Genomic DNA, 12,569 nt, shown 5'->3' with positions numbered 1-12,569 from the left:
GTTTAATCTTGACTTACTCAAATAAAGAATTGCTGGTTTATTTTAATGTTTCTTGATTTCTGTTCAATTTTCAAAGACCAAATTTTCATCGTTGACTTTCTTGTCAACTTTTGTTTTATTGTGTCACCCTTAAGCGACTTAATTATTATAACATTTAATTTCTTTTCTGTCAACAAGTTTTTTAATCAGTTGAAATCTAATTTCTTAACTTCTTTTTAACTTGTTTGCCGCATCTCTCAGCGACGTGTTTTATCTTAACATCATCCATAATATATATTTATAACAAATCAATTCATATTTATAAATTATATTTAATATACTCTTTATTTCTCTTTTTAATTAATTTATCCTAATATTGACACACGTGGATAAGTTATTATTGTATACTACTACTTTACTGAGTCTTTCTATTGACATTACTATATTAAATACTTAAACAAAGCTATTAATTGTATATTTATTCCATTAATAAGCTTTAATTATAAGCACATCTAATGTGTTCCCCCTCTTAAATATATATTTTTAGTATTTTATATTGTACTTATAAAACCTACTCGTGAAACACACAATCTATCAGTTCTTCTTTTTAATTCAAATTAAACACCAGCACAATGTTTAATTTATATATAAGTTAACTTTCCTATTGGGAAAATGATGTTTACTTTAGTTCCTTGGTCTTTTAAAGAATTAATATTTATAGATATCCCTAGTTTTTCTGAAAGCTTTTTACAAATATAAAGTCCCATGCCTGTAGACTTTCCATATATTCTTCCGTTTTCTCCAGTAAAACCTTTTTCAAAAACCTTATCTATATCTTGATCATTTATTCCAACACCATTATCTTCAACAACTAAGGTTACATTATGATTATTTTTTAAAGAATAAATTTTTATCTGTGCATTATTGTTTTTAGAGTACTTTAATGAATTTCCTATTATCTGATTAAGTATAAAATAGATCCATTTTTCATCACTATATACATTCTCTTCTAAATCATTTATTTCTAGGGATATCTTTTTAGTTATAAAATCTCTAGAATTATTTTTTATAACCTTATTAATTACCTTTTTTATATTAAATTCTTTAACTATGTAATCCTTGCTTACTTCACCTATCTTTGAATAATATAATACTTGCTCTACAAATTCCTCTACTCTCTTAATTTGATATTTTATTTTATTGGTAGTTTCATTTAAGTTATTATCTATAACTAACATAGATGATGCTATAGGTGTTTTTATTTCATGTACCCAAGTTTCTATATATTCTCTATAGTCTATTTGAGCATTTTTATATTTCTTTATTTCCTCATTCATATCTCTATTTGTTTCTTTTAATATATTATAAAGAAGTCGTCCTTCAATAAAATTTGGCTCTTCAATAAGTTCTGACAATAAATATTTTCTATCTAGCTTTTCAATCACACCATTTAAATTATCATAAAATTTCTTATATTTAAAAACTTCTATAACAAAATATATTCCTATTGGTAAAAACCATATTAAAAATGTTATAAAAATTAATACTAGTGGTGTTTTTAAAATTATCATTACACTAATTATACTTATAAATAATATAAAGTTTATTATTAAATAAAGTAATCTATCTTTTAAATATTCTAATATACTCATGGCATTATATATCCTAGTCCTCTTCTGGTTTCTATTGCATCTTTTATACCTATATCATCAAGTTTTTTTCTTAATCTTGTTACATTAACCGAAAGGGTATTATCATCTACAAAAATATCTGAATTCCATAGCGTTTCCATAAGTATATCTCTAGAAACTATACTCTTTTGATTTTTAATTAAGCATGCTAGAATTCTTAATTCATTTTTTGTAAGTTCACAATATTCATTATTATAACTAATACTTCCATTAGACAAGTCCAAAGTTAAATCCTTATACTTTAAAATTTCAGATGAATCATTCTTTTTATAAGTTCTCTTTAAAATTGATGATATTCTAGCTAATAGTATTTGTGTATTATATGGTTTAGTTATAAAATCATCTGCACCTAAATTCATACTCATAAGTTCATCTATTTCACTATCTCTGCTTGTAACTATAATTATAGGTATATCTAAATTTTTTCTTATTTCTCTACATATATGATATCCATCAAATAATGGTAAGTTTACATCAAGTAAAATTAAATCATAATTATTTTGCTCTATATGATTCACTACATTAGAAAAATCATCTGTAATACCAACTTCATATCCATATCTATTAAGAAGATTTTTTAATTCATCTCTTATAGTAACATCATCCTCGACTATCATTATCTTATACATGATACTTCTCCTTTTTTGATATATTTTTTTGTTCTCAAGTTTAATATCGTACTATCTCTATAAAAATAACTACCTTAAATAAAATTTTATTATCTAAAGTAGTTACTTGTTTTAATTTATTTTGCGTTGTTTATCGTATTTTTATATGCAACAACAGTTGTATAAAAATATCCACCATATATAACTAGTATTAATGCTACTGTAGAAATAGATGCTATACCTATATCAGATTTACCATAAAACTTTATATAATCATTAACAACATGTATTCCTACTACTGAATGTATTAATGCTAAAACTAGCGGAATCATAAAATATATAAATACTTGAACAAGTATAGTTTTATTTATCATTTTTTTAGGAACTCCAATTCTCTTAAGTGATTTATACCTTTCTAAACTTTCACTTATTTCAGATAATTGTTGTAATGCTAAAATTGCAGCACTAGATATTAAAAATACAATTCCTATATATATTCCTACATATATTATTAAAGTAGATGCTCCTCTATTTGTTGCATATATATCAGTCTTAGTATCTCCTAAAATAAATATACTATCTTCTCCAACTGATTTATTAGAATCAGTAAACATTTTGAAAAACTTATGATATTTTTCTTCAAAATATTCTTTATTATCTTTAGGATAGTTTACATTAAAATATGCTACACTAGGTTTAATATTCTCTAAAACATTATCAGGAACTATTATTGTAAATATATTTCCTAATAAAGTTGAACTACTCAAAGCTTCTTTGAAAATTTTTTCATTATATATTTTATAATCCTTATTATTTAAACTTATTTTATTTTTTTCTTTTACAAACTTATTTAATGATTTTTCTAAAGCATTAAAATTAGAAGTTATTATTACTTCATTATCTTTTAATCTTACACATTCTTTATTTTTTAATTTTAATATATTATTGTAATCAGAAATTTTCACTAAACTTATTTCATTTGGTCCATCTTGTAATAATTTTTTAGTAGAATCATCTACATCCTGTAATAAATTATTGATATTAAATTCAACTCTATATTCATTATAAAATTCTATATTTTCACCTTCATTAAAGTTAAAGTTAATTTCATTTAGTGCGTCTTTCATATTTTCAATTTTGTTATCATCTTGTAAAAACATATATCCAGATACATCAAAGGGAGTTGATGCTTCTAAGCTTTTTTCCATTGTGTTCTTAAGACTAATCCCTGTAGATAATATTGTTACCGTAAAAAATAACATTAAACATATTAAGCTCATAGATATAAAATTAGTATTTACTTTGCTATATATTTGTCTGCTTACAAATATATTTAAATTTTTAAAATATATATTTTTATTTGAGTTTACTATATATAAAATAAATCCTGCTAATCCAAAATAAAACATAAAAGTTCCAATAACACCTAATAATATAGCTAACTTGAATCTAATATCATTAATATTTAATCCACTTTTATTAATACAGTAATAAGCTAACACTAGTATAATTATTGATAATATAAACAATATTATATTAAATTTATTATTTCTTATTTTAATATTTTCACTCTTTTTAGGTGAATTAATCATATCTATTAATTTATATTTAGAAATAATAGTTACATTAAATATCATTGCAAATATAAATATAATGCTAAAATACAATATAGTTTTTAATATTGCTGATCCTGAGATTATAAATTTATAATCTATCATAGGTACTTCAAACATCTTGGCGGTAAATACTGATAATCCCTGTGATAAGATAACACCTATAAATAATCCAATAATTAAAGAAATCAATCCAATAATAAATGTTTCAAAAACTAAAATCTTAGATATTTCAGATTTTTTCATTCCTAAAGTCATATATATTGCAAATTCTTTTTTCCTCTTTTTTATTAAAAAATTATTTGCATATAAAATTAATCCACATAATACAAAAGAAATAAAAACTGAAATTCCAGAAATAAAATTATTTATTAATGTCATAATCTCACTTTGGCTACCATTAAGAGAAAATATCATCTTTTGTGATTCTATAGAATTAAAACTATAAAATATACATACACCAAAAGTAAGTGTTAAAAAATATATTGCATAATCCTTAAAGCTTCTTTTTACATTGTTTTTAGAAATTTTAAAAAACATCGCTAGAGTCACCCCCTAAAAGAGTTACAACTTCAATTATTCTATTAAAAAATTCTTTTCTTGTATCGGTACCTCTAATTAACTCATTAAATATTCTTCCATCTTTAATAAATAAAATTCTATGTGCATAACTAGCTGTAAATGCATCATGAGTAACCATAAGTATAGTTGCCTCTAAATTACTATTTAACTTTTCAAATGACTCTAAAAGCATTCTTGAAGATTTAGAATCTAATGCTCCTGTTGGTTCATCGGCTAATATTAATGAAGGATTTTTAACTATTGCTCTTGCACACGCAACTCTTTGTTTTTGTCCTCCAGATATTTGGTATGGATATTTATTTAATATCTCTTCTATTCCTAATTCTTTTGCTACATTTTTTATTAATGAATCTATTGATCTTTTTCTTTTATTTTGAATAGTTAATGCTAATGCTATATTCTCATATGCTGTTAAAGTATCTAATAAATTAAAGTCTTGAAATACAAAACCTAATTCATCTCTTCTAAAATCTTCTAAAGATTTAAGTTTTAATCTAGTAATATCTTTATTGTTTATTGTTATACTTCCTGTTGTTACATTATCTATTGTAGAAATTAAATTTAATAATGTTGTCTTTCCACTACCTGATGGTCCCATTATACCTATGAATTCACCTTTTTCTACATTAAAACTTATATTATCTACTGCCTTTGTTATGTTATCCTTATTTCCATAATATTTTTCAATCTTATCCATTTTTAATATCGTACTCAATTACATCACTCCAAACATTCTTATAGACAGTATTATAAACAATGTAGTTAAAATCACATATCTATATATCTTTCATTTAAATTACATTTTTGAAAGATAAGAAATAAAGTATCTACTCTATACTTTTCTTGAAACCTATTGATATTACTTACTCTAAAGTCTGTCCATCTCTATAATTTCCTGTACAAAAAAAGATATTTCCAAAATAAATTCTATTTTTAGAAATATCCCCTATTACACTATTTAATACTATTTAATAAATTATCTAAGTTTTCTTTTAAAGATTTAGCTTGTTCTTGAGATATATTTATTTTACAGCACATCTCATTAGGAACAGTAACTATCTCCTCTTTTAACTGTCTTCCTTTATCAGTTAATTCAACAATAACTACTCTATCATCATTTTTATCTCTATATCTATTAACCAATCCCATAAATTCTAATTTTTTTAATAACGGTGTTAATGTGCCAGAATCCAAATGCAATCTTTTACCAATGCCTTTTACTGTAATTTTCTCATCTTCCCACAAAACAAGCATTGCAACATATTGAGTATATGTAAGATTAAATTTATCTAAAACTGGCTTATATAATTTAATTATTTCTCTAGAAGCTGCATATAAAGAAAAACAAACTTGATTTTCTAATTTAATGCAATCATATTTACTCATAAAATTCTCCTATTCTTAATATATATAAATTTCAAATTAAAATATCAAAATTAAATTTTAACAAATTAAATCTATTAAAATAATATTATAATTATATAAATTTTATGTCAACACATATAAATAATGTAGCTCTATCATATACTATTTAAAATTAAATTTATTCAGCCTTAAAAAATTTTATAATTTTTTATACAAAAATTTAAGCTTCTTATTATATTAATATAATAAGAAGCTGTTTTTTACAAATTAGCTTCTATATTTTGTTTTAATACATCCTTAGGTAAAAATCCATTTAATTTGCTTACTTCTTTACCATTTTTAAATATCATAATAGATTGAATTGAAGGAATATCATATTTGTTTACCAAATCTCTACTTTCGTCTACATTTACTTTCAAAAATTTTGCTTTATCAGCTACTTCATCTTTCACCTCATTAAATACAGGCGCAACTAACTTAGAAGGACTTCCTAAATTTGAATAAAAGTTCACTACTGTGGTCCCATCTTCTATTTCTTTTTTAAAATCAAAACTATAAACTTGTTTTATCATAATTCTAACCTCCAATTTTTATATTTGTTTGTTAGAATTATTTTTAGCTTCTTTTCTTTCTATATACATAAATTTTAATTTTATTTTAATTATTGGTAATAAACTTTTATTTTATTCTATTTTTTAACATTCCTTTATAATAACTTGTTTAACAAATCAACATATTCATTTTTTATATCTTCATATATTTTTATTAAATCATCAGTTTCTTGTTTTACTCTTTCAACTATATAATCATAATTTTCTACAACTAATTGAACTATGTTGTAATCTACTTTATTACTATTTGCCATATTTTTAAGTATTTCAACTATTCTGTCTTTGCTAAATTCATCTTTATAACTTCTAACAGCCATTAGTGCACTAAAAATATCTGCAATTGCTACTATTCTAGCTTCTCTTGATATTTCTTCACCTTTTAAACCAAATGGATATCCTGTTCCATCTAATTTCTCATGATGAGCCATAGCTATATCTCTAATATCATCTATATCCAAATTACTTAATATTTTGTATCCAATAATAGCATGATCTTTCATGATTTCAAATTCTTCATCTGTAAGTTTTCCTGGCTTCTCCAAAATATTTATAGGAGTAGCTATCTTTCCTATATCATGAATCATAGCTGAAATTTTAATTTTTATACACAAGTCATCATCAAAATTCATCAATTTCGCTACTTCATAGCTCATAGCTTGTACCACTATAGTATGTTTTACTGTTATCTCACTTCTAAAATCTATTGCATATGTTAACATCTTTATATAATTTATGATTTCTTCTCTACTAATATATTTCTTATCAAAAAATTCAATTAACTCATCTTTATATGTGTTATCCGCAAGCTTTTTATTAAAATCTGTTGTTTCTAAAGCTTTTAAATATAAATCTATATTTTCTTTTTTATATGCTTTTGTTCTATTTATAATTAATGATTTATTTATTTTATTATGCTTTAAATGAAGTAATGAAATATAATCTGCCAATCCCATTAATAGAGCTTCATTTGGCATATCTTTAATATTTTTTTCTTTAATCTCTGTGTCTGTAAAGTGATGGCCTAATACCACTTTATGCATCTCAGATACAGGTGAAAAATATTTAATAAATAATGAACCATATATAGCATGATTTATTGGCGCTATTGAATCTATTTCTATAAGTTTATTTCTTTCTGAAACTTTGTATGCCCCTATATCATGAAATATTGCTACTGTGCATAATTTTAAAACTTCATCATCAGTATAACTTCCATCAGCTTGCAATAGCTTCAATAATATATATGATACTTTTTCTCCATGGTCTAACAATCTTTTGTCCATTGCATTAAATGCCCTTTGCATTATTATTATTACATCTTTTAAAGTAACGTTTCTCATTGTATCTCCTATTTACCCTTCTTTGAAAATTTCTTATTTATACATATATTATACTTATTTTGCTTTAATTCCAATAATAAGAATATCAATATTTAAATATTATTTTCTTTTTCTTAAAATATCGATTGTTTTAATCTCAGCTATAGTAGAAAAAATTTTTGCTATTTTAGTGTACTTAAATTTTCATTTTATAAAACCCATATTAAAAAAGAAATATAAAAAAGAGCTAATTTCAAAATTATTATTTAAAATTTGAAAATAGCTCTTTTTTATTTATTGACCCTATTTTAAAATATGTGTTAATATTTACAATAGATTATTTTACATTGAAGTTGGACTTATCTATATCTCACAACCCCCTGCTAAAACATAGCCTATTTATTCTATAAGATGACAGAAAAAAGCATGTTGCTTATTTAGTTCTTTTTGATACCAATCTGTCTTTATTACACTTATATACCCATCCACTATTCTTTTTACTCGTTCTTCTTTAGTGAATTGCACAGTTATCATAGTTAAAAAGAATCCTATAATTGCTATTATTATTACATATCTCATTGTACTAGATAAATTTAAGAATATGCATAAAGATATTGATGAAAAGATTACTACAAATATTGATATATATGTAATAAAGTTTATAATTTTTTTAGTATCCTTTATTTTACTTACTAATTTGTCTACTGTAGATACATCCTTAAAAAACACATCTAGTTTATCTTTATATAACTCAATAAATTGAGATATTATATGTTTGTATATATCTTTATTTTTTATCTCTGAAATTCTCATACACATTACTAATGGATATTCATAATCACTTATGTCATTATATTCATATTCATTTCTATTTTGTAGACTAGGAATTCTTACTTTTAATTGTCCTTTTACATCTAAAACTAATTCATAATTATCGTTAACTAAGTTTATAAAGTTATCTTTAATAATTTCTAATGATCTTATAACTGATGGATTACTTGAATATTTTTTTTCCAAAATATCTATAATTGTCATAATTCTATACCCTTTCAATAACCAAAATTTACAAAAATAAATAATCTAAGTATTCTATATTAAATTATATCAATATTTGTACATATTGTCCAAATATTGTATTTTGATTATATATATTCAAAATAATAATAAAAAATATAAATATATTTAAACATTTACCTCTACTTTAAGATATCGAGCAATATTTAAATATATTTATATCTATAAAATTTTTATTTAATTATGACATACCTATAATCATCCCTATAATATAAGGAACTAACCATACTAACCATACTGCTATACTAAGCTTATGGAAAACAGCTTTCTTATTCTCATCATTTTTATATAATACCCATGTTGCCCATACTGCATGAAATAACATTAATACTATTGCTAAGACCCCTGTTACTCCATGAATGGCTTGTGTTGCTGTATTTGCAATTTGCACTTGAGATTTAGATATTTGTCCCATTAAAAGTGTGCCTATAGTATCACATAAAAGTCCTAACCAAAATATAATTACATGCCTCTTCTTCAGTGTTTTTGCCTTTCTTTCCCCAAATACACCTATTGTATAAAATACAAGTGCTAATGTTATTGCAATAATTGCTAAAATTAATTTCATATCCATACTAGTCATTCTCCTTTATTTTATCCCTAAGTTTTAATAAACTGCTTTTTACTTCTTTGATTTCTTCTTCTGTTAAATTTTTAAATACTTTATCAAAACTCTCATTAATTTTATTTTTATATTCTTTTGCAAACTCTAATCCTTCATTTGAAAATGTAACATAAGTATTTCTCTTATCATTTTCTAATTTAATCTTTTTTACATATCCTAATGACTCTAACCTAGTAACTATTCCAGATACAGTTCCTTTAGATAAAGACATCTTTTCACATAATTCAGATATATTAACTTTTTTATTATGTGCTATTAACTTTATAACCATAATTTGTTGATGTGTAAGTCCCACTTCCTTTAAACCACAACTTACTGATCCAATAGTACTTGAATATATCTCCTTTATTAGCATTGCAATCTGAAATGAATCACTCTTCATTTATTTTCCCTCCAAAATCTAATTATTATATCTTAATTTTACTTTTTTAAAATTTAACGAACTTATTAGAAAAAATATTCCTGCCATAAACAATGCACATCCTAACCCCATATAAAATGTTCCTACATATACAGGATTGAATATACCTAAATTTCTTACACTTATTCCCAAAAAAATCATGAATCCCATTATAAAGTAACTTCTAACATCAAAGAATGAAAATATACAATGCCTCTCTAATTCACTAGTTACAATTCTTTTAGTGTGCTTATTATACATTTTGTTAAATACAAACTTAAAAAATATACCAAAAATAATAGCAGCAAATATTAAATCAACAATGAAATTACCATTATTATTATTTACATCTCCTATTCCTAAAATTAATACTCTAAACCCTGCAAAAGACCAAACTAATCCTGCTATCAGTAATAAAATCTTTTTTTCTACTTTTAAAAATCTATCTAAAACTTTCATAAGTTTTCCTCCTTAAAACAGTTTGTATTGAAACCAAATGGTTCCTATGCAAACTATTTTACTACAAAAATAAACATTGTCAATAAGATCTATTAAATAGGAATTATTTTCTTAAAATATAAATAATAATTTAGACATTAGTATTTAATAACTAATTTTTTCTCAAAATTTATATTTTAACATTAAAACCTGTGCTTCACTCATTAACTCTGCAGCTTCCAATTTAAAATATGTACTTAATTTCTTTATAATATAAAATTCTATATACAAAAAATAAGGACATATCACAACAAAATATTGATACATCCTTACTTTAAATATATAAATTTTATAAACTAATATGGCTAATTTACATTATGATATTGCAGTATAAAAATAAGCTTATGTTGGAAACTATTTTAAAAATTTATAAATTAAACTCTATACTATAATATCAACAAATTATAAAACTTTATTTTACTAACTCTTTAGAAACTTTCTTAATGTTTTCAATAGTTAATCCATACTTTTCTAATAATCCATCTGGATCTCCAGATTCTCCGAATACATCATTAACCCCTATTTTCTTAACCATAGTCGGATGGTTATCGCAAACTACACTTGCTACTCTATCACCTAACCCACCAATTATTGAATGTTCTTCAACTGTTACAATTCCCTTTGTTTCTTTAGCTGCTTTTATTATTATTTCTTCATCTATTGGTTTAATGGTTGCAATATTTATAACTCTAGCATTTATACCTTCTGCTTTAAGTTCTTCAGCTGCTTTTAATGCCTTATGAACCATTATTCCAGTTGCAACTATTGTTACATCATTTCCTTCAACTAAAGTAGATCCTTTTCCTATTTCAAAATCATAATCTTCTGTATATATATCATCTAATGCAATTCTTCCTAATCTTATATAAACAGGAGATTTAATTTCAGCAGCTGCTTTAATACATTTGCAAGCTTCAATATCATCAGCTGGTGATAAAACTACCATGTTAGGTAATGATGCCATAAGTGCGATATCTTCTATTGCTTGATGCGATCCACCATCTGGACCTACTGTTATTCCTGCATGAGTTGCAGCTATTTTAACATTAACATTTGGATAACACACTGAATTTCTTATTACTTCAAATGCTCTACCTGCTGCAAAAACTGCAAAAGTAGTAGCAAAAGGTATTTTTCCACCACTGGCAAGACCTGCTGCCATACCAATCATGTTTTGTTCAGCTATACCAACATTAATAAATCTATCTGGATGTGCTTTTGCAAAAATTTCTGATTTAGTAGCTTTTGAAAGATCCGCATCTAATACTACTATATTTTTATTTTCATTTCCTAATTGAGCTAAAGTTGCTCCATATGATTCTCTAGTTGCTCTTTTCATGTGCTTTCTCCTCCTACTATTTACTTAATTCAATTATAGCTTGTTCTTTTTGTTCCTTTGATGGAGCCATACCATGCCATGCAACGTTGTCTTCCATAAAAGATATACCTTTTCCTTTGATTGTATGAGCTATTATAACTGTAGGTTTTCCTTCAACTTGTCCTACTTTATTAAATGCTTCATCTATTTCATCAAAATTATGTCCGTCACATTCTATAACATTCCATCCAAAACTTTTCCATCTATCCCCTAATGGATCTACATCCATTATTTCTGATGTTCTTCCATCTAGTTGTATTCCATTTTTATCAACAATGGCAACTAAATTATCTAATTTAAATTTAGCAGCTGCCATAGCTGTTTCCCAAACGATTCCTTCTTGTATCTCTCCATCGCCTAAGACAACATAAATCTTTTCACTTTTATTATCCATTTTAGATGCTAAAGCTAATCCACAACTATTTGAAAATCCTTGTCCTAAAGATCCTGTAGAAATTTCAACACCTGGACATTTCTTTGCATCAGGATGTCCTTGTAAAAATGATCCTAATTTTCTTAAATTCTTTAATTCTTCTCTTTCAAAGAATCCTCTTTTAGCTAGAGCTGAATATTGTGCTGGTGCAGCATGACCTTTACTTAAAATAAATCTATCTCTACCTTCTAATTTAGGATTTTTAGGGTCTATGTTCATCTTTTCAAAATATAAATATGTAACTATATCTATTATTGATAAAGATCCACCTGGATGTCCTGAACCTGATTCATAAATCATTTCAATAATATCTTTTCTTAATTCTTTTGATATATTTTCTAAATGTTGCTTATTCATAGATTGTTACCTCCAATTTTATATTTGAAAAAATGA

At 24.4% G+C, this 12,569-nt stretch carries 13 protein-coding genes; all 13 read right to left on the bottom strand.

The window, feature by feature from the left end; translation table 11 throughout:
• Positions 1 to 620: 620 nt before the first annotated feature.
• Positions 621 to 1,631, bottom strand: a complete 1,011-nt coding sequence (locus NG901_RS15365; protein WP_252216494.1) for a sensor histidine kinase — start codon at positions 1,629 to 1,631, stop codon at positions 621 to 623.
• Positions 1,628 to 2,299: a response regulator transcription factor gene (locus tag NG901_RS15360; protein ID WP_252216492.1), complete on the bottom strand. Its 672-nt coding sequence runs from the start codon at positions 2,297 to 2,299 to the stop codon at positions 1,628 to 1,630. The genes NG901_RS15365 and NG901_RS15360 overlap by 4 nt, the downstream gene beginning before the upstream one ends.
• 116 nt (positions 2,300 to 2,415) lie before the next feature.
• Complete coding sequence (locus NG901_RS15355) at positions 2,416 to 4,431, bottom strand: FtsX-like permease family protein (RefSeq protein WP_252216489.1); 2,016 nt, start codon at positions 4,429 to 4,431, stop codon at positions 2,416 to 2,418.
• Positions 4,421 to 5,170 (bottom strand): ABC transporter ATP-binding protein, encoded by a 750-nt coding sequence (locus tag NG901_RS15350; protein ID WP_434062235.1) that lies wholly within the window; start codon positions 5,168 to 5,170, stop codon positions 4,421 to 4,423. Before NG901_RS15350 ends, NG901_RS15355 begins: the two co-directional genes overlap by 11 nt.
• Before the next feature lie 257 nt (positions 5,171 to 5,427).
• A complete protein-coding gene (locus tag NG901_RS15345) occupies positions 5,428 to 5,859 on the bottom strand; it encodes a MarR family winged helix-turn-helix transcriptional regulator (protein WP_252216483.1) in 432 nt (143 codons plus the stop codon).
• Between the two features lie 239 nt (positions 5,860 to 6,098).
• The gene (locus NG901_RS15340; RefSeq protein WP_252216479.1) at positions 6,099 to 6,410 is read right to left on the bottom strand and encodes a thioredoxin domain-containing protein; all 312 of its coding nucleotides are present in this window, start codon (positions 6,408 to 6,410) and stop codon (positions 6,099 to 6,101) included.
• Positions 6,411 to 6,544: 134 nt separating this feature from the next.
• Positions 6,545 to 7,789: an HD-GYP domain-containing protein gene (locus NG901_RS15335; protein ID WP_252216476.1), complete on the bottom strand. Its 1,245-nt coding sequence runs from the start codon at positions 7,787 to 7,789 to the stop codon at positions 6,545 to 6,547.
• A gap of 378 nt (positions 7,790 to 8,167) precedes the next feature.
• A complete protein-coding gene (locus tag NG901_RS15330; RefSeq protein WP_252216473.1) occupies positions 8,168 to 8,803 on the bottom strand; it encodes a hypothetical protein in 636 nt (211 codons plus the stop codon).
• A 220-nt stretch (positions 8,804 to 9,023) separates the two neighbouring features.
• Positions 9,024 to 9,416: an HsmA family protein gene (locus NG901_RS15325; RefSeq protein ID WP_252216470.1), complete on the bottom strand. Its 393-nt coding sequence runs from the start codon at positions 9,414 to 9,416 to the stop codon at positions 9,024 to 9,026.
• A gap of 1 nt (position 9,417) precedes the next feature.
• Entirely contained in the window at positions 9,418 to 9,849 is a 432-nt protein-coding gene (locus tag NG901_RS15320) for a MarR family winged helix-turn-helix transcriptional regulator (RefSeq protein ID WP_035783310.1), read from the bottom strand.
• Positions 9,850 to 9,867: 18 nt separating this feature from the next.
• Positions 9,868 to 10,326 carry a hypothetical protein gene (locus tag NG901_RS15315; RefSeq protein WP_252216466.1) on the bottom strand — a complete coding sequence of 153 codons (459 nt, stop codon included), beginning with the start codon at positions 10,324 to 10,326 and terminating at the stop codon, positions 9,868 to 9,870.
• Positions 10,327 to 10,777: 451 nt separating this feature from the next.
• The gene (locus NG901_RS15310; RefSeq protein ID WP_252216464.1) at positions 10,778 to 11,704 is read right to left on the bottom strand and encodes a transketolase family protein; all 927 of its coding nucleotides are present in this window, start codon (positions 11,702 to 11,704) and stop codon (positions 10,778 to 10,780) included.
• A gap of 16 nt (positions 11,705 to 11,720) precedes the next feature.
• Entirely contained in the window at positions 11,721 to 12,533 is an 813-nt protein-coding gene (locus NG901_RS15305) for a transketolase (RefSeq protein ID WP_252216462.1), read from the bottom strand.
• Positions 12,534 to 12,569 lie beyond the last annotated feature (36 nt).

This window comes from Clostridium sp. CMCC3677, from assembly GCF_023845585.1.
GTDB lineage: Bacteria > Bacillota > Clostridia > Clostridiales > Clostridiaceae > Clostridium > Clostridium aquiflavi.
The sequence above is the reverse complement of the archived record's forward strand: the minus strand, read 5'-3'. Positions and strand labels throughout refer to the sequence as shown.